Origin of the sequence: Apilactobacillus kunkeei (assembly GCF_001421115.1) — a bacterium.
In the GTDB taxonomy this organism is placed as follows: Bacteria; Bacillota; Bacilli; order Lactobacillales; family Lactobacillaceae; genus Apilactobacillus; species Apilactobacillus kunkeei_F.
In genome coordinates, this window is record NZ_JXCW01000006.1 from 244,953 (window position 1) to 271,242 (window position 26,290).

At 37.6% G+C, this 26,290-nt stretch carries 22 protein-coding genes; 11 read left to right on the forward strand and 11 right to left on the reverse strand.

The genetic code is table 11. The features are described 5' to 3' along the window. Positions 1-16: 16 nt before the first annotated feature. Positions 17-1,393 (reverse strand): aldehyde dehydrogenase family protein, encoded by a 1,377-nt coding sequence (locus tag RZ55_RS06600; protein WP_057176057.1) that lies wholly within the window; start codon positions 1,391-1,393, stop codon positions 17-19. A gap of 327 nt (positions 1,394-1,720) precedes the next feature. Between RZ55_RS06600 and RZ55_RS06605 the strand changes: the two genes are divergently transcribed. Then, positions 1,721-2,617, forward strand: a complete 897-nt coding sequence (locus tag RZ55_RS06605; protein WP_057176058.1) for an ABC transporter ATP-binding protein — start codon at positions 1,721-1,723, stop codon at positions 2,615-2,617. Further along, entirely contained in the window at positions 2,610-3,854 is a 1,245-nt protein-coding gene (locus RZ55_RS06610; protein ID WP_057176059.1) for an ABC transporter permease, read from the forward strand. Before RZ55_RS06605 ends, RZ55_RS06610 begins: the two co-directional genes overlap by 8 nt. A gap of 45 nt (positions 3,855-3,899) precedes the next feature. On the opposite strand, the gene addA is transcribed toward RZ55_RS06610, so the two are convergent. Both addA and RZ55_RS06620 read right to left on the reverse strand, forming a co-directional pair. Next, entirely contained in the window at positions 3,900-7,625 is a 3,726-nt protein-coding gene (gene addA / locus RZ55_RS06615) for a helicase-exonuclease AddAB subunit AddA (protein ID WP_057176060.1), read from the reverse strand. Further along, positions 7,625-11,194, reverse strand: a complete 3,570-nt coding sequence (locus RZ55_RS06620; RefSeq protein ID WP_057176061.1) for a PD-(D/E)XK nuclease family protein — start codon at positions 11,192-11,194, stop codon at positions 7,625-7,627. The genes addA and RZ55_RS06620 overlap by 1 nt, the downstream gene beginning before the upstream one ends. A gap of 359 nt (positions 11,195-11,553) precedes the next feature. Between RZ55_RS06620 and RZ55_RS06625 the strand changes: the two genes are divergently transcribed. Together RZ55_RS06625 and RZ55_RS07275 are read left to right on the forward strand one after the other, a co-directional pair. Next, entirely contained in the window at positions 11,554-12,360 is an 807-nt protein-coding gene (locus RZ55_RS06625) for a manganese catalase family protein (protein ID WP_034532316.1), read from the forward strand. A 161-nt stretch (positions 12,361-12,521) separates the two neighbouring features. Then, the gene (locus RZ55_RS07275) at positions 12,522-12,671 is read left to right on the forward strand and encodes a hypothetical protein (RefSeq protein WP_155453936.1); all 150 of its coding nucleotides are present in this window, start codon (positions 12,522-12,524) and stop codon (positions 12,669-12,671) included. Positions 12,672-12,707: 36 nt separating this feature from the next. Here the strand turns inward: RZ55_RS07275 and RZ55_RS06630 are convergent, their stop codons facing one another. Further along, the gene (locus tag RZ55_RS06630; RefSeq protein ID WP_057176062.1) at positions 12,708-13,058 is read right to left on the reverse strand and encodes a hypothetical protein; all 351 of its coding nucleotides are present in this window, start codon (positions 13,056-13,058) and stop codon (positions 12,708-12,710) included. Positions 13,059-13,218: 160 nt separating this feature from the next. On the opposite strand from RZ55_RS06630, the gene RZ55_RS06635 reads away from it, so the two are divergent. Both RZ55_RS06635 and RZ55_RS06640 read left to right on the forward strand, forming a co-directional pair. Next, positions 13,219-14,412 (forward strand): PucR family transcriptional regulator, encoded by a 1,194-nt coding sequence (locus RZ55_RS06635; protein WP_057176063.1) that lies wholly within the window; start codon positions 13,219-13,221, stop codon positions 14,410-14,412. Between the two features lie 14 nt (positions 14,413-14,426). Next, a complete protein-coding gene (locus RZ55_RS06640; protein WP_057176064.1) occupies positions 14,427-15,008 on the forward strand; it encodes a hypothetical protein in 582 nt (193 codons plus the stop codon). A 42-nt stretch (positions 15,009-15,050) separates the two neighbouring features. Here RZ55_RS06640 and RZ55_RS06645 read toward each other — a convergent pair whose 3' ends face one another. The 4 genes from RZ55_RS06645 to RZ55_RS06660 all read right to left on the reverse strand — a co-directional run bounded on the left by RZ55_RS06645 (position 15,051) and on the right by RZ55_RS06660 (position 19,091). Next, the gene (locus tag RZ55_RS06645) at positions 15,051-16,430 is read right to left on the reverse strand and encodes an amino acid permease (protein ID WP_057176065.1); all 1,380 of its coding nucleotides are present in this window, start codon (positions 16,428-16,430) and stop codon (positions 15,051-15,053) included. A 154-nt stretch (positions 16,431-16,584) separates the two neighbouring features. Beyond that, complete coding sequence (locus RZ55_RS06650) at positions 16,585-17,970, reverse strand: amino acid permease (protein ID WP_057176066.1); 1,386 nt, start codon at positions 17,968-17,970, stop codon at positions 16,585-16,587. A gap of 195 nt (positions 17,971-18,165) precedes the next feature. After that, positions 18,166-18,522 carry a hypothetical protein gene (locus RZ55_RS06655; RefSeq protein ID WP_034532328.1) on the reverse strand — a complete coding sequence of 119 codons (357 nt, stop codon included), beginning with the start codon at positions 18,520-18,522 and terminating at the stop codon, positions 18,166-18,168. A 14-nt stretch (positions 18,523-18,536) separates the two neighbouring features. Then, complete coding sequence (locus tag RZ55_RS06660) at positions 18,537-19,091, reverse strand: NAD(P)-binding oxidoreductase (protein ID WP_053793112.1); 555 nt, start codon at positions 19,089-19,091, stop codon at positions 18,537-18,539. Between the two features lie 135 nt (positions 19,092-19,226). On the opposite strand from RZ55_RS06660, the gene RZ55_RS06665 reads away from it, so the two are divergent. Next, entirely contained in the window at positions 19,227-20,159 is a 933-nt protein-coding gene (locus RZ55_RS06665) for an aldo/keto reductase (RefSeq protein ID WP_057176067.1), read from the forward strand. 176 nt (positions 20,160-20,335) lie between these two features. Continuing rightward, positions 20,336-21,646, forward strand: coding sequence for an NCS2 family permease (locus RZ55_RS06670; RefSeq protein WP_034534185.1), 1,311 nt, complete (start codon positions 20,336-20,338; stop codon positions 21,644-21,646). Between the two features lie 49 nt (positions 21,647-21,695). Here the strand turns inward: RZ55_RS06670 and RZ55_RS06675 are convergent, their stop codons facing one another. After that, positions 21,696-22,148, reverse strand: coding sequence for a hypothetical protein (locus tag RZ55_RS06675; RefSeq protein WP_034532350.1), 453 nt, complete (start codon positions 22,146-22,148; stop codon positions 21,696-21,698). A gap of 481 nt (positions 22,149-22,629) precedes the next feature. Between RZ55_RS06675 and RZ55_RS06680 the strand changes: the two genes are divergently transcribed. Next, positions 22,630-23,118: a hypothetical protein gene (locus RZ55_RS06680; RefSeq protein ID WP_034532351.1), complete on the forward strand. Its 489-nt coding sequence runs from the start codon at positions 22,630-22,632 to the stop codon at positions 23,116-23,118. Between the two features lie 43 nt (positions 23,119-23,161). Here RZ55_RS06680 and RZ55_RS06685 read toward each other — a convergent pair whose 3' ends face one another. Both RZ55_RS06685 and RZ55_RS06690 read right to left on the reverse strand, forming a co-directional pair. Beyond that, positions 23,162-23,512: a fluoride efflux transporter FluC gene (locus RZ55_RS06685; RefSeq protein WP_034534179.1), complete on the reverse strand. Its 351-nt coding sequence runs from the start codon at positions 23,510-23,512 to the stop codon at positions 23,162-23,164. Beyond that, on the reverse strand, positions 23,509-23,892 hold the full coding sequence (locus RZ55_RS06690) for a fluoride efflux transporter FluC (RefSeq protein ID WP_057176068.1): 384 nt from the start codon (positions 23,890-23,892) through the stop codon (positions 23,509-23,511). The genes RZ55_RS06685 and RZ55_RS06690 overlap by 4 nt, the downstream gene beginning before the upstream one ends. A gap of 250 nt (positions 23,893-24,142) precedes the next feature. Between RZ55_RS06690 and scrK the strand changes: the two genes are divergently transcribed. Both scrK and RZ55_RS06700 read left to right on the forward strand, forming a co-directional pair. After that, a complete protein-coding gene (gene scrK / locus RZ55_RS06695; RefSeq protein ID WP_034534175.1) occupies positions 24,143-25,027 on the forward strand; it encodes a fructokinase ScrK in 885 nt (294 codons plus the stop codon). A gap of 261 nt (positions 25,028-25,288) precedes the next feature. Further along, positions 25,289-26,290, forward strand: coding sequence for a zinc-dependent alcohol dehydrogenase family protein (locus RZ55_RS06700; protein WP_034532357.1), 1,002 nt, complete (start codon positions 25,289-25,291; stop codon positions 26,288-26,290).

Consider the following 26,290-nt stretch of genomic DNA (forward strand, 5'->3'; position numbering starts at 1 on the left):
GCCTAGTCTTTTTTAATTAAATATACTTTTTAATAAGTTCTTCAAAGTTACTATTCTTACGTGGGTAAGCAATTTTCTTAAGGTTGAGTAAATCAAAGTCTGTAACGTTATGTGAAATAGAGTTAAATCCCCATGAACCAGTCCCTAGGGTTAGTGAAGGTTCCAATCCATTAACGATGCTACCAACACCACCTAGACAGCAAGGAGTATTGACTAGGATACGGCAGGCTTTCATCTTGATACCGAATTGGGTAATCACATCAGAATCATTTGATCTAATTCCGGCAGTGTGACCTAATCCACCATAGTTTAGGATTGATTCTAGAGTATCGTATGCATGGTCTGAATCAGCTACCTTGTATACTGATACAACTGGTGAAAGCTTTTCACCTGAAAGTAAGTGGTCAAGACCAACTTCAGTTAGTTCTGCGGCCAATACCTTAGTACCTTCTGGAACTTCAATTCCGGCCATGTCAGCAATTTGCTTAGCTGAACGACCAGCGATTGGTCCGTTAACGCCACCAGTTTCAGGGTTAAACATAGTTTGTGCTAACTTGTCTTGATCTGATTCAGCAATGAAGTATACACCAGCGTCACTTAGGCGTTTCTTCATGTCATCATAGATGGATGAATCGATTACCAGACTGTTTTCAGTGGCACAAATCATACCATTATCAAAGGTCTTTGATAATACGATGTCTTTAACTGCTGCATCTAAATCTGCGGACTTTTCAACATATAATGGTGCGTTACCAGGACCCACACCTAATGCGGGTTTACCACTTGAGTAAGCGGCTTTGACCATGGCAGGTCCACCAGTCGCTAAAATCGTTGCAACACCAGGGTGGTGAATCAAAGCATTGGTTGCGTCAATACTTGGTTCACTAATCCATTGAATTGAATTCATTGGTGCCCCTGCTTTAACGGCTGCATCTAATACAATTTCAGCTGCTTTTATTGAGGACTTCAAAGCTTGTGGATGGAAACTAAATACAATTGGGTTTCTAGTCTTCATCGCTATGATTGCCTTAAATAAAGTAGTTGAAGTTGGGTTGGTAACTGGAGTAACACCAGCTAGAACCCCTAATGGTTCTGCAATTGTAACTGTTTTGGCTTCATCGTCTTCATCGATAATTCCAACAGTCTTATGATTCTTAACGAAGTTACCAATTTGACCACTGGCAAAAATGTTCTTCATAGTCTTGTCATGAGTGTTTCCACGACCAGTTTCTTCATGAGCCAATTTTGCCAATTCCGCACTGTTATCCAAACCAGCTTGGACCATTGCATCTACAATTGAGTCTACCTGTGATTGATCTAAACCTTCTAATTCAGTTAATGCAGTATGTGCATTACTTACTAAATTGTTAATCATTTCATCAACTTGAACCATCAAAAACGCCCTCCTTTAATTTAGATACTATTAACGTTTCCAATTCGATTGTATCAGTGTCAATAAAGGGTTTCAACCCATTGGCAGCTAGAAAATAATTAATTTTCACTATGTTTTTTTACATAAAATATCAATTTTTAATTAAAAAATAGGTCAACTTTGTTCACCTAATCACAAACCAAAAGCACTATAATTAAGTGTTTCCATTTCCGTAAATCCGGTAATGGTATCCATACTCAATGTATAGTTTTACTCGTTAAAAATTAAATTTTAATTTGAATATCATTATGATATTATTAGGCTTATCAAAGTAGAGGAGATGAGCTTATCTTAAAGATTGAGAATATTTCGAAATCATTTTCCAAAGTCCAAGCTTTAAACAACGTTTCATTTGAGGCGAAAGATGGCCAAATTCTAGGTCTAATCGGACAAAACGGAGCTGGTAAATCAACAACTTTTCATAGCATTCTTCGTTTTATCGAATTTGATGGGAAAATTACATTAAACAATCACGAAATCACTGTTAAGGACTTCAACGAAGTGGGATATCTTCCAGAAGAACGGAGTCTATTCGAAGACCTAACAATTGAAAGTCAAATTACATATTTTGCGGAACTAAAGGGCCGCGATAAAAAATGGGTCAAAGAACGTATCGACTCATGGTTAAAACGTTTCGAGGTTAAGGGAGAAGCAAAGGACAAAATCAAATCACTATCTAAAGGTAACCAACAAAAGGTCCAATTAATCTGTACCTTAATTCATGAACCAAAGTTGGTAATCTTAGATGAACCATTTAGTGGTTTGGACCCAGTTAATGCCGATCTTTTAAAGAAAGAAATCATCAAAACTAAGGAAAATGGCGCTGCCATCATCTTCTCAAGTCACGACATGAACAACGTTGAAGAACTTTGTGATCACGTCGTCATGCTTAGAAACGGAAACGTCGTTTTAAACGGTAGCGTTGACGAAATCAGAAACCAATTTGGCAAGAAGCACGTCTTTGTGACAACCGACATGTCCGTAAACGAACTAGCTGCACTTGATGGTGTCAGTGAAGTGGTTGCACGTGGTCATAACCGTTACAAGATTACCCTTACCGATGAAGAATATGGTAAGGCCCTCTTCAACGCCGTGAGTCGTGGTGAATACATCGAAGAATTCAGCCAACAACCACCTACATTAGATGAAATCTTTAGAGAAAAGGCGGTGGCAAAACATGCATAAGTTCAATATTGTCTTCATGAGAAACTACCTACTCCACTTAAAATCAAAGAGTTTCATCGCTTTGCTAGTCACACCAATTATTTCAGTCTTAATTAGTGCTGGAATCGGTGGATTAGTTGCCAGTTCAACCAGCAACTTTGACAACTATCAAGTCGCCGTTGTCGGGGATTCAAACGTTAAAAGCGAACTAGTATTCAAGGATAAAGATTCCATTGATACCAGCATCAAATCCGAAAGTACCGCCAAAAAGGAACTTAAGAAGGACAATATTGATGGTTATATCAAGGTTTCCAAGGAAAACAATCAATACAAGGTTAACTTTGTCGGAAGTAGCTCTTTGGATAGCGACGTTAAGGCCGATTTATTATCAATTGTGAACCAAAAGCAAGCTGCCATTAACGTTAAGACCAGTAACGTTACTAGTGAACAATACAAGCAATTGTCTGTAAAACCAGCGTTTAAGTCATCAATCACTGATAAGGAAAAGAAGCAAAAATCTGAGCAAACATCCAATGCTAATACAGCATCAATTTACGTATTAATCTTTATTTCCTACTTCTTTACCTTAATTTATGCTTCCATCATGTCCACCACTATTGCCAAGGAAAAAGGCACCAAGATTTCAGAAGTTATCTTCAGTAGTGTTTCACCTAGCACTTACTTCAGTGGTAAAGTTGGCGCAGTGATTGCTTTAATGGCAACTCAAATGGTAATTTATAGCGGTGTCGGAGTGGTTGCATACTTCATCTTGAATATGTATCCATTCTTCAACTCATTATTCTCATCCCAACACGTATTAATTAGTACATTTATCGGTAATATCTTTAGTATTAACCTGCTATTCATCTTCGTTGGCTTTGTAATCGCAATTGTGCTTGCGGCGATTTGTGGTTCTCTTTCAGCCAATGTTGAGGGAGCATCAAAATCATCACAACCACTTGTATTCTTGATTTTATTTATCTTCGTACTTTCATTTAATTTTGTTAATAATGGCGCTTCCGATTCAATCTTTTCACAAGTTGGATCATATATCCCACTATTCTCATCATTCTTGATGCCAATTAGATTAATTAATCATAATGCAAACTTCTTTGAAGGAATCATTTCACTATTGATTGCGATTGCCTTCATTGCCTTCGTGACTTACAAGTTCTCAAATGTTTACAAGCTATTCATGCTAAACAGTGAAGAAGGAAGCTTCTTCAAACGAATTAAATCAGCTTTAAACAATAAATAAACCCATAAAAAATAACCCTGAACGATTATGTTCAGGGTTATTTTTTTACTTAATTTTGACTGGTTTATTAATTGATAGTAGGTAGATAAATTTATCGGTAACCGGTTTATGCAAGATGTTTTCCAATGCCTTGGCATATAGGTTAATTTGACCCTTGTACTTCTTAACGGCCTTTTCAATACTTTTATCACTATCATTTGGCACATAGTCAGTCTTGTAATCAAACAAGATAACTTCATCGTCTAGTTCGATATAACCATCAAAAATCCCATGAATTAGGATTTTTTCTGGTGAATCCGCATTAAAACCTGGGAATACAAGGTTGGCATCCATTAGCATCGAGAATGGTGCTTCACGATGAATTCGTTCTGGATGAGCCAGCATTTGTAGTCCTAATTCACTATCAAACACATTGATAACTTCTTGAGTTTGAATTAAGTTAGCGATTTCTGGAGTAACGACCTTATCGGCAACTAAACGTTGTAGCATCCCTACCACGTCACCTACTTCTGGCTTGTGGTCCAATGGCACCTCTTGTAGCAACAAGTGGGTGGCAGTACCAACTTCGGCGGCACTTGGTTTCACAACTGATTGCATGAACTTAGGCACCGTGAAGTTAGAGCTGACATACATGTTCTTTTGCTTATTATTTTCTTGCCAATGCTCATCGTAGTTACCCAATTGAATGCTATCTGGATCTTCAAATAGTCGTTTTATTTCAGAAACTGATTGATAAGCAGTGGTATGAGTCGCAACTTGATTTTGATAAGTGAAGTCCAAGACTTGGTCAACATCATCAACATTGATGTCTTTTGGCACCATCTTCTTGGCACTTTCAACGATGTGATTTAACCACTTGGCACTAACTGCACCGTCGCCTGATGGACTATGTTGAGCTAAGTCGTTGGCATTCACGAATTCGACATCAAAGTTAGTCTGATCATCATCTAAACCTTTGTAGGTAACGTCGTCACCGAACTTGTTTCTAAAGTTAGGATGACGAACCAATGCAGGACCAATCCAGTCTAGGTAACTCTTGGCACCACTTCTTAAGGCGGCATTGACTAGCAAGGTGTCACCACTGGCAGCCTTGTTCCAGGCATCGATGACCTTGGTTCTGTCGTTTTCGTTCTTGCTGGCACCAACGATGAATAGTTGTTGTTCGGCACGGGTTAGCGCAACGTATAGCTTACGCATTTCTTCGGCCAATAAGCCTTGGTTTTCGATTGCACCAACCACTTGGCGTTGCAATGAATCCTGTTTGATTCTAGTTTCTGGGTCGGTGTAGGTAATTCCTAATCCTAGGTGGTCATTTAGGATGTAGGCCTTATTGCTGTCTTGTCTATTAAAACCATGTGAGGCATCCATTAGGAAGACGACAGGGAATTCCAGTCCCTTACTTCCGTGAATGGTCATTACTGATACTGCATCTTGGTTGTCATCAGCGTTGGCTTCATCCAAGTCTTCGTTTCTTTCTTGCATGCGACGCACGAAACGAACGAATTGGAATAATCCTTTAAAACTAGTTTGTTCGTAGTCATATGCACGTTCGTATAGGGCATGTAGGTTAGCTTGGCGTTGTCTTCCGGCAGGCATCCCTCCGACGTAATCCAAGAATCCGGTGGTTTCGTAGATGTCCCAGATTAAATCAACAATCGCATGCTGTTGGGCAACGTCTCTGAAGTGTTTTAATTGTTCAACAAATGTCTTTACACGTGAGAATACTTGGTCACCAAATTCGGAATGATCCATGTTTTCGTAATTATCGTAGAAGTTAATCACGGCATTGAAGTAATCACCGGTCTTTTGGTTAATTCTCAAGTATGCCAATTGGTTTTCGTTTAGACCTACCATTGGTGAACGCAATACCGCAACCAATGGAATGTCTTGGTATGGATTATCAATGATTGATAACATCGACATCATAATTTGAATTTCAGTGGTCTTAAAGTAACTTTGCGCTCCATTGATTAGGACTGGAATGTTGTATGAACCAAAGATATCGGAAATGATTAAGTTGTTATTTCTAGTCGAGGAAATAATTGAGATATCAGAATATTGAATTGGACGCATCACTTGTTTATCACGGTCAAATACTGGTAACTGCTTTTCAACCATTTCGTTAATCTTTTGGGCAACCATTTCCACTTGGCCATGAGCACTGTCTTGGACTTGGAATTTGTCATCGATTGGTTCTTCTTCATCGTCCTTACTTTCGTAAATCATCACATCGACATTGGATTGTAATTCATCTGGATAGTATTTCGCACCTGCCTTTAGTTTGGCATCACCAGTGTAATCAATTTCACCAACTCGTTTGTCCATTGTTTGGGTGAAAACTAAGTTGATGAAGTCATCGATGTTTTCTGCGGAACGGAAGTTATCGGGTAAAACGATGGTGTGGCCATCATCGCTATCCATACGCTCGATAAACATAGATGGATCGGCTAAACGGAAACGGTAGATGGATTGCTTAACATCTCCCACCATGAACATGTTGCTGTGTTCTGGATTAGCCAATGTCGATAAAATTGCGTCTTGTAGACGGTTATTATCTTGGTATTCATCGACCATGATTTCATTATATTGATTTTGGAGGTTCACTCTGACAGCCTTAGATTCGCCGTCTGAGCCAGATAGAATATCGTAGGCATAATGTTCCACATCAATGAATTCTAGACAGTGACGTTTTAATTTAGCCTTTTGATAGCTATCGGTGAATGCTAGGACAACTTGAATCAATTTTTCGATTAATTGTTTAGAAGCCTTCATCACTGAAAGGTTTTCTTCTTCGTTTAAAGCAAAGTACTTATCGGGTAGTTTTTGAACCGCCTTCTTGGCGTTATCACGAATGTCTTTGATTCGGTCATGAAGTCCCTTGGCAATGTCGTCATAGTCCTTGGTAACACGTGGGAATGCCTTGAACTTAACGTCTTCAAAGGCTTGCTTGATGTCGTTCCAATCAGAATCAGGCAACATGTCATATAGTCCATTGATATTATCGATATCAACTTGAACGGCAGCTGCTTCTTTTTCCATCAAGTTTTCGTCAGCAATGCGTTTAGCAGATTCAAAAGATAGACGTTGTTGGGTCAAATCATTTTGAATGAATGGTAAAAGGTTATTTTGGTAAAAGTCGGAATGAACCAGGTCATCCCCATCGATGTCGTAAATATTGGTAGTGTTCTTCAACCAATCAACCGGGTCACGGTTTACGTTGGCGTAATCGTAAATTCTAAATACTAAATCGGTTAGGCCATCGTCGGAACGGTCATTGGAGAAGTTTTCAGTCAATTGCGCAAATAGCCCATCACTATCGTTGGCATATAGGTCTTCTCGAACTGAATCCCATACCTGTTCCTTTAGCATTTGGCTTTCAGTTTGGTCCGCTAACAGTCTGAAGTTAGGATCCAAATCAATAATGTAGTAGTAACTTTGGACGATTTTTTGACAAAATGAGTCCATTGTTGAAATATCAGCGACTGGCAAACGACGTAATTGTCGTACTAAAAACGCCTTAACGTCAGAGTCAGTGGCTTTTTTCAATTCTTGTTGTAACGCCTTTTGAATACGGTCACGCATTTCTTTGGCAGCGGCCTTGGTAAAGGTAACAATTAGCATTTCATCAATGTTGACGCGGTCTTTTAATAACTTGTTGATAACACGGTCAACCAAGACACGGGTCTTACCAGAACCGGCTGAGGCGGAAACGAGGACGTTTTCATCAAAATGTCCCGTAACGGCTTCTTTTTGTGGCTTTGTATATTCCATTATTGATTGTCCCCCCTTAGCATTTTCAAGACATCTTCTAACGAATAGTTAGGTACGTCTCTGTAGTTGTTTTCATTCAATAGCGGATCGAACTGCATGATTGAACGATAAGGTGTAAATTGCATTGCGTCTTGGTTTTGACCAAAGCGTGCTGGTTTCAAATCGATGTTTCCAGTAAAGATTTCCAATCCGGCCTTCTTGATTAGGTCCTCATTGTGAGATAGCAATAGGTCTAAGTCTTCCGGTTGCACGATTGGACTGGACTTGTAGAAACTACCGTCCTTTTTCTTTCTCAATGGGTAAACATTGGATGAACCGTACTTGTCATCGGCGATGGTCTTATCAATCTTATCCAGTAGTTCACCATCGTTGACTAGAATTCCTTGGTATTTTTGTTTGCTTAATACCGCTTCTTCGAATGATTTCTTCAAATCATCCTTGGTGTACTTAGGATTGTAGATGTGCATGTATACGGCACCGGCCAAGGCAGCCTTTTCTTCTTCGTCAATGATGCCTAGGTTGTGCGCTAACACGTCAATGTAGGTCATCATTTGCATGGAAGTGCCGTCGTATACACGGGAGAAGTCCAACTTACGTTCACTGGACTTGTAGTCGACAATTCCTAGGTAATTCTTGCCGTCGACGTTCATTGAATCGATTCTATCGATTCGACCACGGACGTTAACTAACTTTGCGGTGGTTAGTTCATTGCTCTTAGGCAATTCAAAACTAAGTGGTTTTAAGTCATCCTTGTGACCAACTTGACCGAATGAGATTTCGGTCTTTTTCGCACGCATTGGTGTGTATTTGCTTTGTTTTTGAATGGTTTCGATTGTGTGTTTAACGGTCTTAATCAATTGGTTCTTGATGTAATTCATTCGACTAGAACTGCTCAAAATGGTGTATTGGAAGTCGTTTGGATCTTCTAACATCTTGGCCACAACGGTATCAACCAATTCGTTGATTGCTTGTTTGTCCAAGTTTTCCAAGTCGATATGTTCTGAGTTCACGATGCGCATCAAGTGGTCCATTGATTCGTGGTAGAACTGACCGGTACTTGCTGGAGATAGGTCAAAGACATCACGTTCTTTTAGCTTCAAACCATAGCGCAAGAAGTATTCGTATGGGTTGCTGTAGAATTGTTCTAACTTAGAGATGGAAGTGTTGATTTTATCACCGTATAAACCAGTAACGATTTCTGGCAACAATTGCGTTGGTGTGTTGTTGTAGTCCAAACCACCCAATAGTTTGTTGGTTAAGTCACGGTAGTTTAGGTTTTGATCTAGTTTGTTATATACATATTGCCATGCTGGGGCCAAATTAGAGTTGTTTAGTTTGGCGTCTTGGCTGGCTTGAACCAGGTGACGAAGAGTGGAACGATAAGTTCCAACATATTCGTAGATATCCTTGGCATCAGCGGTTGGATGACTTGAAATATGTTGGATATCAATGCCGAAGTGTTCCGCAATTCTGGAAACGTATGGTGAAATGGCGACTGATGATTCGTCACTATCGCCTAAACTGTAAGAAAAGATTAGCTTTTCACTACCTGATAGGAATGCTAGATAGTTTAGAAATGGATCGTTAGCCATTTGGTTTTCAGATGTTTCACGCAAGTATTGATCATCGTCAAAGAAGTCACGCAAATCATCACGGTCAGCGTCACTAAATAATGCTTCGTTGGTAATCTTGTCTGGCATTACTTCGTCGGTTGCACCCATCATGAAGACCACTTTACGGTTGTTCATTTGAACGATTCCACTTTCAGAAATGGCAACTTGGTCCAATGTTGATGGAATTTGTGAGTAGTTGGCACCTGAGAATCCACTTTGAAGAAGACTCAAAAAGTCGTCCGCAACAAATTCACGGTTCCCCAAGATTGAAACGTAGTCATCTAACAAATTACAGAATGTTTGCCATACCTGTTCTGGTTGCGCCGCATCCAATAGGTTGTCCTTTAAGATGGATTCGTTACGCCATTCTTTTAGTCTTCTAACCACTCCCATGTCCACTAGGAATTGGAATAATATGGCAGCGGCTTCTTGACCGGTCTTGGCGTTTCGCATCTTCTTGAAGAATGGTGGGAAGTTATCACCAATAAAGTGTCTAATCACATTAATTTTACCGGAAATGTTACGCATTCTATCTGCTTGAACACCAAAATCACTGTCGGATAACCATGCGTATTGCCAGTCTTCCTTTTGAGTCCATCGAGAGCCTTCATACCCATTCTTTAGTACCAAGTTTTCGGTTAAGGCCACGTATTGACGGTAATCATCACCTTCAATAAAGTTACCATTACCATCACCTGGGACCATTAATTCGGTCTTTAGTAAACGCATGACGTCTTGGTATTGATACTTACGAGAGCCGTTTTCTAGACTGAAAAGCGCATCGATTAATTCCACCAATGGATGGTCTTCCATTGATTTGGTAACGTCGTTAAATGCGGGAATATCGAGTAGTTTAAACACCGGTTTGATCACGTTTTGGTACTTGTCCAAGTGACGAGTCAAAATTAAGAAGTCGGAGTATTTGTAACCACCATGAGCAACCATTTGGCGAATCTTGACCGCGATATTTTCCACTTCAGCAAACGGACTGTCGGCACGATATACCTGAATGCTGTCAGGATTGCTTAGTGCACTCTTGTCGATATTGCCTAGTCCTGTCGATTGCGCCCAATATGTATCTAGTTTGTGTAAATCATCTGACACGCGAAGATTCTTGGCCATTTTATCGACCAACACGGGAACGTTATTGGAACGAGCAATGTTGTAAAAACGGTTGTACCACTTGGCTGATTGGAAGAATAAGTTTGGTCCTTGTGGTAGTTCGTCGGGGTACTTACGATCCAAGTTCAGACCAATGGTAACACCAGCGGAACGCTTGATTAGTAATTCGACTAGCTTGGCTTCTTGAGCGGTAAATTGGTTAAATCCATTGAAGTAAAAATAACTGTGGGATAGGTCTAGTTCGTCATTTTCGATAAAACGACAGAAAAGGTTTAAAACGTCTGATTTATATAGGTAGATTCCTTGAGTTTGTTCCTCAAAAGCGCGGTAAATGATGATGAAGTCATGCATTTTATCGCGTAATCCAGCGTTTAGTTTATCGTTATTGTCGACAATTTTTTCAAGATTGTCGGCAGAAATTTGGCCGGCTTGCATTTCACTGATTTGTTGAGCTAATTTTTGAATAAACCCCGGTTGGCCGGTTTCACCCCTAAAGACGGTCAATTCATCCTGGTGGTCGATTAAGATTTGGTAGATTAGCATACTGATACCGGAGTCGCTTAGTCTTGTCTTTTGGTATTCTTGGTTATTCTTCATGTAATACCAGACAAGTCGGGTAATGGAGAAAGTCTGGAACTTACTTTCGGCATAAATTGGTTCGTTGTCGGTGTTTAAATCCTTTAAAGCTTGCACTTCGGATTCGAACTTAATGTGGTTAGGAACTAGATAGAAGAATTCATCGTTAGGGTGATTATTGATTGATTCTTTTAGCGAATCAACGATGACTGCTTCATGATCATAGCTGGCGGTTCCCAAAATAAATTGTAAAGACATTTCATTACCCCTTTTTCATGAATTAATAGTCTAATTATATAATACGTGAAAACATGTGTCAGACTTTTCAAACATTTAATTATTCTCCCAAAAGATGATTAAGTCGGCGTTTATGCAAACGATAATTTTTTAATCGAAAAAAATTTGGATTTTTCGAGTCATAATCTTTGGTGCAGTTATTTGGTTGTGGTATATTAAATCGTACACAAAATATTAATACAAAACGTATGGATATTTTGGCAAATAAAAAATAATTATGATGTAATATAGGATCGATTTTTTATTTATTGGGATAAAGCCCTAACTTGGGTTTTAAAAATCGTCTACCGCCTTGAGCATCAAAGAAAGAGGTACAGTTTATGTTCAGACATACTCGTAAATTACAATACAACGCTAAGCCAGATCGTCCAGATCCAATTATGGCTCGTCGTCTACAAGAAGCCCTAGGTGGTCAATGGGGTGAAACTACTGGTATGATGTCATACCTATCACAAGGTTGGTCATCAACTGGTGATGAAAAGTACAAAGACTTACTATTAGACACTGGTACTGAAGAAATTGGTCACGTTGAAATGATTTCAACTATGATTGGTTACCTATTAGAAGGTGCACCAACTACTATGACTACTGAAGAAATGAAGAATGACCCAGCTAAGGCTGCCCTACTTTCAGGTATGGACCCAGAACATGCATTAGTTCATGGTCTAAATGCTGGTCTAAACAACCCTAACGGTGCTGCATGGAACGCTGGTTACGTTACTTCATCAGGTAACCTAGTTGCTGACATGCGTTTCAACGTTGTTCGTGAATCACAAGCTCGTCTACAAGTTAGCCGTCTATACGACATGACTGATGACGAAGGTGTTCGTGACATGTTGAAGTTCCTATTAGCTCGTGAAACTCAACACCAACTACAATTCATGAAGGCTCAAGAAGAACTAGAAGAAAAATACGGTGTTATCGTTCCTGGTAACATGCACGATATCGAACACAGCGAATACGCTCACGTTCTAATGAACTTCTCTGATGGTGACGGCTCACGTGCATTCGATGGCCAAGTTGCTAAAGACGGTCAAAAGTTCACCTTCCAAGAAAACCCAGAAGCTATGGGTGGTATTCCAGAAGTTAAACCAGCTGACCCTCGTCTACACAACGACCAAGGCTAATTTCTGTCTTTTATCCTACAATTTTCGAAATACGACAATTAAACTTATTAATCCAAACAAAAACTCCAACTTCGGTTGGAGTTTTTTTATATTTTCTTAACTTGTTATTTTTTCATAATAGAATTAGAATTATATTAATAAAATTCATAGGAGTGTTTGTCGTGCAATTTATTTTCGCTTTACTTCATGGAATCGCCGAAATGATTTCAAACTCAATCGCTTTTCACTTAACCCTATTACATATTGAACCTTCAGACATCTTTTTGAAGCTTCCCCACATTATTCAATCAATCGTTAACTTTATTAGATAGATCAAAAAGGCACTCCTGTTTAGGAGTGTCTTTTGTTTATTTGCTTAAATCATTATCATTAAAAATTTTAGTGATTTTTGTTCCGCTACCATCGACTCTTCCGTCAACACCGATTGATAAAGATTTGTTTCTATATGTAACAACGTAGTATAAAAGGTTTCCCGACCCCTGGTTATCAGTAAATTCCGGATGTTCTTTACGATGTTTTTGAATGAACTTAATAACTGCTGGTTCCTTACAATATTTCTTCAAACTTTTATCGTTTTGAACGATACCGTAATATTCATTTTGCACACTGAAATCAGATTGCTTGTAAATATTAAAGGCAAGAACTGCCACTACCAAGACGCCAATCGCTGCCACAATTATGAGAACTGCTTTTTTCATCTTATATAACCTCTCTCTAATCCAAAATTAATGTTAGCCTTAACCGTATCACTTTCACACATCTATGTAAATAACTTTAATATGGAGTATCTTTTGTTTAATATCAAATTCATTGTGGTAATATTAGGCACAATAAAAACGTAAATCAGGAGGAATGCCCATGCCATCAAATAATGAAGCTGAACAGTTAAAGAAAATCATGAACGATACTTTAGACATATCAAAATACATATTAGCCAGCAAAGACGATGACGAAATTCTTACCCATATTGCCAAATTAATAAATTGTGATGCATATATTATGGATGTTTTCGGTCGCCTTCGTTCATACAGTGAAAACGCAAAAATGAATGCATCCCTCTTCGAATCCGTAACTCATGATCTAAAACTCATCGAACTAACCGAACCGGTCACTCTTTTAGACAAGTACAGCATCTATCCACTAAAGACAATGGACAAGTTGACCCGCAGATTTGTGGTCTTTTCGATGAAAATGCCAGAAGATTTAAGTTCTCAATTATTGATTGAAAACATGGTCAACCTCCTAAGTCTAGAAAGCATGCAGGTCAGCATTAACGTAAACCAAGTTAGACAACGTCGCAACGAATTGTTCGACACCATTTTGGCACAAAATCTACCGGAAAATGCTTTCGAAGATACTTTGAAGCTAAACGGACTAGACTCCAATTCAATGTATAAGGCGTTTGAAATCGATGAAATCAATTCCGTCGACACCGGACACCACCAAGAAGATATGCACCGTGTTAACGACTATATCTACTGGTATTTTGAAAAACTACAAATTCCAATTATATTGATATCATGGCATTTCAAGCCATTCATTTTGGTCGAAACTAAAAAGAGTTTATTGACATTATTAAACGAACTAAGTATGTTTATCCACGAAAACTTTGTTGGATCAAAGACGCAAATCGGATACACCGACGATGCCAAACCACTGATTCAATTCAAGAAGTTACTTCGTGAAGCCGATGAAGCCTTGGATGTAGCTAAACGTGAAAACATATTGAAGCCAAATAAGTTCATCCCGCAACAAGTTGAAGATATTTTGAGCCTAGTACCAAAGAAAGAAGCCGACATGTTTGTCGACGCCATCTTAGGTCCCGTTTTAAACTTAAAGGATGACGAAAAAGATGAACTAATCGAATTGCTTTCCTACTACTATGCTGATAATCAATCGATTTCAATGGCGGCCAACGATCTATTTATTCATAGAAATACCGCCGTGTATCGATTAAAGAAGCTAGAAAAATTACTTAACATGAGCCTAAACGATGTTTCAGATAGTGAACAACTCAGAATGGCTACCAAATTATACTTAATTCACCATTAAGGAGGGCTAATTTTTTGATTGATAGCAATATAAACAAGTATATCGATAATAATAATGTTTTAGAGATATACTCAAAATCAAGAGATAACTTTGAGTTTGAAGATTTTATTCTGGGATTTATTGTGTCAGAAAAAGATAATTACCTATTGATTGAAACAATAGATGATTCCGGACTCTTAGATTCATATACATTACTACTAAAAAGCGATATTTCTAAAATATCTTCAGACACCAACTATACAAACGTATTTACCCATTACGTCAATATTAATAAAAAGAATAATATATACGATCCTTTTGAATTAAAAAAAGAAATGAGCAGTATCCGTAATAAAAACCTGGATGATATGATCCAAACTTTCTTGAGTAACAGAAAAGTTATATCACTTTGTACAAGTGTTGATGAAAACTTCCATAAAGGAAACATAATCGCATATGACAAGAATCACATCGTTTTAGATGAAGAAAGGTATCAACAAACTTTTGAAAGTGAAATACAAGAAAAAAATAATTTAATAAAATTAGATACTATAACTGCTTTTGACTTGTTAAGTAAAGAAAATAAACTATACGAGGAATATTTAAATAACCACTAAAAAAAGAGCTAACCAAAATGGTTAACTCTTTTTTATTTAGATTTATGCTTTTGAGTTTCTTTCCTTTAAGTAAAGCAATCCACAGAAGACGATTGACCAAATAATCGCACCAATTGCTCCAACCACGTCACCTGGGATAAAGAATAGAATCGCGAAAATGACGAAGAAGAATAGGATTGTTAAAGGACTGGTAATTGTGTATCCAGGCATCTTGAAACCATCGCTTAGGAAGTCGTTTGATGCGCGGTACTTTCTGTGAGCAACCATTGTTAGTAGGTAAACAATGATGTACATGTCACTTGATGATCCAGCCACGATTGTAAATACAGAACTGATACTGTTACTTACACTCATGATTGGAGTAATGAAGATTAGAGCAGCCGAGATTAGAATTGCGGCACTAGGGATTCCGTTTTTAGAAACCTTACCGAAGTGTCTGTTCATGAACCCTTCATTACGTCCTTCAGTAGCTAGTTGGTAGAAGTGACGTCCGGCAGAGAAGATAATACTGTTTAGAGAAGATGCAGCTGATGTTAATACAACGAAGTTAATAATAGCAGCGGCGGCAGGTAGTCCAGCAAGTGTAAATACTTGAACAAATGGACTCTTATCTGGAGTGATTGATGTCCATGGAATAACTGCCATGATAACGGCTAGTGCTCCAATGTAGAAGATCATGATTCTCCATAAAGTTTCGTTAACAGCCTTCTTAACAACTTTGTGTGGGTTCTTTGATTCACCTAGGGTAATACTTACGAATTCAATACCTTGGAATGCGAAGAATACCATTGGGAAAGCTGAGATGAAGTTAAATGAACCATGTGGGAATAAAGTAAAATGATTAGTAATATTGCTAATTGATGCGTGTCCCAAAGGTGTTGATGTGTGTGAAAATACCATGATAATTCCAGTTACAATCAATGCGACGATTGCCACAATTTTGATCATTGCAAACCAGAATTCAGCTTCACCAAATAGTTTGGCGGCAATTAAGTTAATTGATGCTAGTACAACCAAGAAGGCAACTTCGACAATCCACGATGGAATGTTTGGGAACCAGAAGGCAAAGTATGTAGCAATGGCGGTTAGTTCGGCCATGCTGGCAAACAAAAGTCCTAACCAGTAACTCCAACCGGTGAAGTATCCAGCAGTTGGCCCGAGATATTTAGAGATAAATGATACGAAGGTGTGTTGAGAAGGATCGGCGTAAAACATTTCACCGATGGCTCTCATCATTAGAAAGAAGAAACATCCTAATACTAGGTACACTAGCATTACTGACGGTCCAGTCTTTGAAATGGTACTTCCGGAACCTAAGAATAACCCGGTTCCGATGGTTCCACCAATCGCAATCATCTGAACGTGACGGTTGCTTAGTGAGCGAAGTGTACCATCCGCATTTTTCGTTATCTTTTCTTGCATAAAGATTCCCCCTTTTAAGCTTATTGATTTATTAGCTAATCAACTTAACTTTGATTGTTGAAAATATTATCATCATTTTTCTAGATGACAATAGCTTTAAAGGAGTTTTGGTAAATGTCACAATGCGGTTGTAATATCTTACAAAAGCTCTCAATTATGCTTTAGAACGGGAAATAAGACGTTTTATACCGATACCTGCATAAAATGCAACTGTCCAAATTACTGCACTAATTGCGCCGACTTCATCCCCTGGAATGAAGAACAAACTAACGAAAATGAAGACGAAAAATGCAATGGTTAGTGGACTGGTAAATTGGTAAGCTGGCATCTTGAATCCATGATCCAAGAAGTCGGCTGACTTTCTGTATTTACGATGCGCAAACATGGTAAATAGGTAAACGATAATACACATGTCACTGGTTGCACCGGCAACTAAGGTGAACATGAATGAAACGCTATGAGTAACCGTTAGGATTGGGTTAATCAAGATTAAAGCAGCGGTTAGACCAATACTTGAGATTGGAATCCCGTTTTTTGAAACGTGAGTTAGGTTTTTATGAATAAATCCATCAGTATGAGTATCCTTAGCTAGTTGGTACAAATGACGACCAGCTGAGAAGATAATACTGTTCAATGAAGAAGCAGCTGATGTTAATACCACAAAGTTAATAACAGCAGCGGCGGCAGGTAACCCTGCAATTGAAAATACCTCCACGAATGGACTGTTAGTTGGAGATAGTTTTGTCCATGGAATTACCACCATAATTACTGATAGTGCTCCAATGTAGAAAATCAAAATTCTCCATAAAGTTTCATTAACGGCCTTCTTAACGACGGTCTTTGGATCCTTGGATTCACCAAGCGTGATGCTGACGAATTCAATTCCTTGGAAAGCAAAGAATACCATTGGGAATGCGGCGAAGAAGTTAAAGAATCCGTGCGGGAACATAGTAAAGTGGTCAAAAATGTTACCAAATGATGCGTGACCAACTGGAGTTGTGGCGTGGAAGAACGCCATGAAAATCCCGGTCACAATCAACGCAACAATGGCAATCACCTTAATCATGGCAAACCAGAATTCGGCTTCACCGAAGACCTTAACGGCAATGATATTCAATGTGGCTAAGACGGCTAAAAAGACTACTTCGATTAACCATGCCTGAATGTGTGGGAACCAAAAGTTCACATAAGTAGCGATTGCTGATAATTCGGCCATGCTGGCAAATAGCAAACCAATCCAGTAACTCCATCCGGTGAAGTATCCGGCGGTGTGACCTAGATATTTAGTAATAAATGCAACGAATGTATGTTGGTTTGGATCAGAGTAAAACATTTCTCCGATTCCTCTCATCATCAAGAAGAATAGACAACCAATCACTAGATATACCAATAGTACAGAAGGACCGGTCTTTGAAATGGTACTACCTGAACCTAAAAATAGCCCTGTTCCGATGGTTCCACCAATCGCAATCATTTGAACATGACGATTACTTAGTGAACGCACCGTTCCATCGGCGTTTTTCTTATTTTTATCATGCATAGAAATGCCTCCAATATGGCTTTTCCATTATTCATAATTTAAATTTATCCCATGTAATTGTTGATAATACTAGCATTTATCGCCCTTTTAATAAGCAAATCTGGATGAATTTGTAACATTATACATACGACTTGTAGAATCATACAAAAAAGCCACACCATTTATTGGTGTGGCTTCGTTTCATGTGAAACATCTTTATTTATTTTGTGGCAACTTGTTATCTGCTAAAACATCGTTAGTGTATTGTTCCACTTGTAATGCCACTTCAGCAGCGTTTGGATCGTTTGGTTGTAAATGACTAGCAGTGTCTTGTGCAACTGCCCAGTAAGCCAAACTATCGGTAACTGGAACGATATCTCTAACAATTTCCATCTTTAATTCTGGACGTTGCTTTTGTAGAGTTTCAAAAGTTCCATAGTTGGTAATCATGTGAATTTCACCGCCTGATTTTGGTGAAACACTCTTGAAGATTACCAAGTGTGATTCCTTTTGAGTGTCAGTTAGTTGTTGTTTAATTTGTTTCAATTGTTCTTTGTTCAATTGTAATGCCATTTTAAGCACCTCACTTATCTTTCGATTAATCCAATGGATTGATTGATAAATTGTTGATATTCTACTACTTTCACGGCAGTGTTTGCAACATTATCGGCAGAAACACGACCGTATTGCATTGAGATTCCTTCATCAATTACGTCCAATTCACCAGTTTGTTCATCAACAATTTCGACCGGTCTTAGGATGGTGTATGGAATTTCGTATTCGTCCACCAACTTAACGGCGTATCTTTGTTGATTCAAGTATTCCTTATTATTATCCACATCTGGATAAGTCACTTCTTCGGTTAATTCATTATCGATACCGGCTGTTGATAACATAATAAACTGTTCAAGTGGTGGGTTAACGCGGTCCAATGCTTGGATGACCGCACCGATTTGTAAATCGACATCAAGTGGTCCCAAGAATGTATAGATAACGTTTACACCTTCCAAATTGTCGGCATAAGCATTAACATCCTCGAAATCGATGCCGTCTAGTAAGTTTACTTCATATTGATTTGACAATTTATCGTAGACCTTTTGACCTAATTGATGAAAATTACCAATAATCAAAACCTTCTTCATGGTTAACCCTCCTTCATTCATTAAATTTATTTTATCAAAAATTAATGCCTAAGTTAACGCCAAATGGTTTAAAAATCAGCGATTAGGGTTCATAATTAGTATGTACGTATAAAAAATTTGAGGAGGCCTTTTTACATGGTAAAAATTGGTAAATCAAACGTAGAATCAACCCCACTTGGTTTAGGAACCAATGCGGTTGGTGGTAACAACTTATTCCCAAACTTAAAAGATGAAACTGGTATTCAAATCGTAAAGACCGGTCTAGATTCTGGAATCACCCTATTAGATACTGCATTTGCATATGGTATGGGTCATTCAGAAGAACTAATTGGTCAAGCAATTAAAGGCTACGACAGAAGCAAGTTCGTTATTGCTACAAAGGCCGCTCAAGACACATCAGACGGCGATGTAAAAATTAACAATAACCCACAATTCTTAAAGAAATCAGTAGATGATGCATTGAAACGTCTACAAACTGACTGCATCGATATCTTCTACATTCACTTCCCAGACGACCAAACTCCAAAGGATGAAGCGGTTGCTGCATTAAACGAAATGAAGCAAGAAGGTAAGATTAAGGCTATCGGTGTTTCAAACTTCTCACTAGATCAAATCAAGGAAGCTAACAAAGACGGCTTAGTTGATGTTGTTGAAGATCAATACAGTCTATTACACCGTGATGCCGAAACTGAAATGTTCGATTACTTACGCGAAAACAACATTTCATTCGTACCATTCTTCCCATTAGCATCTGGTCTATTAACTGGTAAATACTCAGAAGTTGTCGACTTCCCTGAAAATGATATCAGACACGGAAACCCTGACTTCACCGGTGAACGTTTCGAAAAGATTGTTGAAAAAGTTAACAACCTAAAGCCACTTGCTGACAAGCATGGCATTACCACTGCTCAATTAGTATTAGCATGGTACATCAAGAACCCAGACGTTACTGTTGTTATCCCTGGTGCAAAGCGTCCAGAACAAGTTGAAAGCAATGCAAAAGCATTGAACGTTTCACTAAGTGACGAAGAATATGCACAAATTGATAATGACTTTAGAAACATCTAATCGATTTTAACTCCAATGTTCGGATTTTACTCCAACATTGGAGTTTTTTTATCATAAAACGTCAATTTTCGTTTAAATTTGTCTAAAATAGTTCGCTTTTTAGTGGACTTAAGTTCTAATTATGGTAATATATACGTATAATATTAATAAATACGAACATTAAAGGAGAATGTTTCATGTTAAAGGGAATTGCTAATTTCTTTCATTTTGATGAACTAGGTACTAACTACCGTACTGAATTCATCGCTGGTTTAACTACCTTCGTTTCAATGGTTTACATTCTATTCGTAAACCCAAACGTTATGAGTGCTTCAGGTATCGATAAGGGTGCCATGTTCACTGCAACTGCTCTTGCAACTGCTCTTGGATGTTTCTTAATGGGGATCATCGCTAACTACCCAATCGCTTTATCTACCAGTTTGGGTACTAACGCTTTCTTCGCCTACTCAGTCTGTGTGGGTATGAAGGTTCCTTGGCAAACAGCGCTAGCCGGTACATTTATCGCAGCTATTATTTTCATGCTTTTAACAGCGTTCAAGCTAAGAGAAACAATCATCGATGCTATTCCTGCTGATTTAAAAAGTGCCATTGCCGGTGGTATTGGTCTATTCATTGCCTTTCTTGGTTTAAACCAAGGTGGCCTAGTTGTTGCTGACAAATCAACTCTAGTAACTCTTGGATCACTTCACGTTGGTAGTACTTGGTTAACCATCTTTGGTTTAATCCTAACCGTTGTCTTAATGAGTGCCCGCGTTCCTGCGGCTATCTTCATTAGTATGGTTGCTACTACTATTTTAGGTATGGTTACTGGATTAATCGCTTTACCAACTCACGTTGTTTCAAGCGTTCCAAGTATCAAACCAATCTTCTTAACTGCAATTTCACACGTTACTGACATCAACACATTACAACTATGGATTGTTGTATTTACATTCTTATTAGTTACCTTCTTCGATACCACTGGTACTCTAGTTGGTTTAGCTAAACAAGCTGGTTTCATCAAAGACAACAAGATTCCACGTATCGGTCGTGCCCTAGGTTCTGACTCATTAGCCATGGTTGGTGGTTCTCTACTAGGTTCATCTCCAATGGGTGCCTTCGTTGAATCATCAGCAGGTATCGCCGTTGGTGGTCGTTCTGGTTTCACAGTAATCGTTACTGGTATCTTCTTCTTACTAGGAACATTCTTCTCACCACTTCTTGGTGTAATTACCGATCAAGTTACTGCTCCTGCATTAATCGTTATCGGTATTCTAATGGCTAACGCCCTACGTGACATTCACTGGGACAAGTTCGAATTAGCTGCTCCATCATTCTTGATTGTATTAGGTATGCCACTTACTTACAGTATCTCAGATGGTATTGCTTTAGGTTTCATCGTATACCCAATCTCAATGTTGGCTGCTAAACGAGGAAAAGAAGTTCACCCACTAATGTACGTGCTAGGTGTAATCTTCATCATCTTCTTCTGGCTATTAAACGAATAATAAGACAAATAAAAAGAGACCTCTGTGGAGGTCTCTTTTTTATATTCATTCATAATTCATTTCGATAATTTATATACTTTATTATAGGACCAATAAATAATCCGATTTCTTTAAAATTACTAGAGTTAATTGAATCAACTTCTTTTGTTAAGAGTTTATGACCTCTTCGATGCTTGTGAAGAGGAAGCGAGTATGATCTAAAACTAATTTCATTTGTTTTATTCAAAGAAAAGTCAAATTGGACCTCTTTATAACTAAACGAAATTAAAACATTGATATTATTTCGACAATATATCTTTACATCATCGGCATCGGGCAATTTTATTTGGATAGTTTTTAAAATATTTTGAATAACATTAGCCAAACAAATCAAATTACTTTGATTATTTACATCTGGAACATATTTTTGTGTAACAACATAATCTCTATATTTTTCATAATTATCCTCAACGTTTTGCTCATATGGTTCCATCGAGGAAAGAACATCAATAATATTTTGCATTAAATCATCTCTTTCAAAAAAATAATGTAGATAAATAATCATCTACATTGCAAATTGTAATCCACATATCTTAAGGGAATTTAACAAACTCATTAAAAGCTTAATAACCTTAATATTTTGAAATAATTATCTAAACACTGATATATCAACAAAACCCAAATAATAAATTTCATATATATTTCATTTTTTATTTATTTTTTTGATTATATTTTTTTATAAAATAAAAAACCAAAATGCTAATAATAAGGAAATTTCAACTTTGATTATATAATAAAAGTATAACTTTTCATCAATTTGTTTATATAACATTTAGAACTAATTCTTGGTAACGGTGTTAGAATTCAATTGTTGATAAAACAACAAACCCTAAGTCTATGAATATAACACCATTTATGAACACTCCTCTCTATTTTATCAACAATAAGAACAATAACACCGATGTCATATCGGTGTTATTTATTATCTATCGAGGTGATGCTTTATGTCGGAATTCAATGAAGCTGATTACAACATTAGGTTATATGCTAATGGCGTTTACTATGATAACGATTGTATTAAAGATCCTCCACTAACTAGTACCGCCGTGTGGGTATTCCTTATCCTTAAGAACGATACTTTCTATCACGTTTCTACCAAACAGGATGTTCTCACAGATAATCGACTTGAACTTCTCGGAATAATAGATGGTTTAGAGGATCTACTATTCAAAGGATGGCAACATGAACACATACATGTTCACATTATGGAAGAACATCTCGCTAAAACAATTCGTTTGGGGTGGTTATCATCTTGGGAAAATAACGGATGGAAAACAAAAGATGGAAACAAAATCGAAAAAATAGAGCTTATGATGCGACTGCAATGTTTAATGAAACAATTCGACAACTTACAATGCACTTGGGATCCTTTACATGATGATTTTGCATATAACAAATTATCATTTATTCTTAAAAGACTAACTAATAGATAAGACATAAAAAGCCATAAAGCTTTTGCTTTATGGCTTATATGTTTTAAATAACATATCCTAAGAATGCCATGGTAATTCCAATCAAAGCACTTAATACATAATAAAAACATGCAACCTCTTTTTTCTTGGTGCTTAATTGTACTGTTTCGTTCATATAGGTAGAAAAAGTGGTGTATCCACCAAGAACTGCAATGGAGAAAGCAAGAATAAAAGTATTCTTAGGTAGTTGTCCATTAACCAATCCTAACAGAAATGATCCGGTGATATTGATGAAGAAAGTCGCTACCGGAAAGGCGTTTTTAGAAAACATCTTTTTTAGTCCGTTGGTGACACCATAACGGATTAGAGAACCAACTGCGGCACCCAAACCAACGATTAAAACACTCTCAATCATAGTTGATCCTCCTTATTTTCAAAGCTTTGGCCTAATTTAGTTCCAATCTGAGCTAATATTAAACCTCCGATTAGACTCACTAATACGTATAAAAGACCTATACCAATTTTATGGTTCAAAAACAAATTGACACTGTCGAATGAAAATGTTGAAAAAGTGGTAAACCCACCAACTAAGCCAACACTTAGTCCTGTCATTAAATCATTAGATATCTCAATTAAATAAGGAAGTGCACCAGTGATAAACGCTAAGACAAACGCACCAATTAAGTTAATTATGATGGTTGCGATAAAGTGATCATCGCCAGCTAAAAGCGTGAAGTATCCACGCAAAATACCGCCAATAAAGGCTAGAAGAAATATGTATAGTACTCTTCTCATCTAAAATTATCCTTTCTATTTATAAACATTCATAATAATAAATCTTATCATACGTCAGATATTTACTATACCAATTAGCATTTTTACTTTGACATTTAGTCTATGAAAACTTATCATAATTAGAGAGTGATAACTAAAATTAAAAAACATTAAAAACAAAACTTAAAATCTTAGATAAAAAATTTTTAAAACCATTTTAAAACCGATTTATAGATAAGATAAGAAGATATAAATAAGGAGCAATAACTTTATGTTACTGGGAAGCATAGAGGCTGGAGGCACAAAGTTCGTTTGTGCTGTGGGTAACACTGACTACCAAGTGTTAGATAGTTTGGTAATTCCTACCACTACCCCTGCTGAAACTTTTAGCAAAGCTATCGACTTCTTCAAGCAATTTGAAGATTTAGCCGCACTAAGTATTTCATCATTCGGCCCAATTGAAATTAGAAAAGATTCCACCAAGTACGGTTACATTACCGAAACTCCCAAGCCTGGTTGGTCAAATGAAAACTTTTTGGGAGTATTTAAAGAAGAATTCGATATTCCAATGTATTGGACAACTGACGTTAACGGATCAGTGTTCGGAGAATACGTTAATCTAAAAAATAGCGGCCAAAGATTAGATTCTTTGGTTTATTACACTATCGGTACCGGTGTCGGTGCTGGAATCATCATTAATGGACAATTTGTAGGAGACATGGGTCACCCTGAAATGGGTCACGTGAAGTTAAAACGTCACGAAGACGATCTAGATTTCGATGGAATCTGTCCATACCACAAGGACTGTCTTGAAGGACTAGTCTGTGGACCTACATTCGAAGCTCGTCTAGGTATGAAGGGTCAAGAAGTTGCGCAAACTAACCACGTTTGGGACATCATGGCCTACTACGTAGCACAAGCTGCGTTGCAAACTACACTAACTTTCAGACCTGCCAAGATTATTTTTGGTGGTGGCGTAGTTAGTGAAAAATTTCTCAAAAAGGTTAGATTTGAATTTTCTAAGCTATTAAATGGCTATATTGACATTAAGAACCTAGAAGAATACATTTCAACTCCAACCCTTGATGGAAACGGCTCTGCAACCTACGGAAACTTTGCTTTGGCAGATGCTTTGATTAAGCACCAAGTTAAATAAGTTCAGTTTTACACAATCTAAAATTGAATTGATCAAATATTTTTATAAAAAAAGTTACACGGCGTAAAACGTTATTACATCAACGTTATACGCCGTTTTTTCATGACTTTTAAATAAACTTAAGAATTAAATTTCATCAAAACACTTTCATTTTTTTAAAAATGAGTTATTATAATACTTGTAAGTTTGTGAAAGTCTTAATTAATTCACAGCTGCATAAAAAATAATACTTAAAATTCAATTTGGAAAGGATCTTGAATTATGAAAGCATTAGTTTTAACAGGCAAGAAACAATTAGAAATCCAAAACACTGAAATGCCAGAACCAAAGGCAAACGAAGTTGTTATCAACGCAAAATACGCTGGTATCTGTGGTACTGACTACGCACTATACAATGGTCTACCAGGTTCAGCTGACGCTGTTCCTCCAATCGTATTAGGTCACGAAAACTCAGGTGTTATCTCAGCTGTAGGTTCAGACGTTACTGATCTTAAAGTTGGTGACCGTGTAACTGTTGACCCTAACATCTACTGTGGTAAGTGTGACTACTGTCGTACAGCTCGTCCAGAACTATGTGACAACCTATCAGCCGTTGGTGTTACTAGAAATGGTGGTCTAGAAGAATACTTCACTGCCCCAACTCAAGTTGTTTACAAGTTACCAGACAACGTTGACTTGAAGTCAGCTGCTACTTGTGAACCAATCTCATGTGCCGTTCACGGTATGGACTTATTAAACATCAAGCCTTACCAAAAAGCTCTAGTTATTGGTGATGGTTACATGGGTCTAATCTTTGCACAATTACTACGTTCATACGGTGTTAAAGAAGTTGACTTAACTGGTCGTCATGATGACAAATTAGCTGCTGAAAAAGAAAAGCTAAACATCGACCGTGTTATCAACACTACTAAGGAAGAAATTCCAGCCGAATACGACGTTGTTATTGAAGCCGTTGGTCAACCAGCTACTCAAGAACAAGCAATCGAAGCAACTGTTAAGGGTGCTCAAGTATTGATGTTCGGTGTTGGTGCTCCAGATCAAAAATTCAGCATGAACACTTACGAAGTATTCAAGAAACAATTAACTATCCAAGGTGCATTCATCAACCCTAACTCATTCGAAGATGCTATTGCCCTACTACAAAGTGGTAAAGTTAATGTTGAAAAGATTATCGACAACATCATCTCTCTAGAAGACGTTGAAAGTGTCCTAAACGGTACTTCAAACCTAACTGGTAAGTGTGTTGTTAAAGTTTCTGACTAA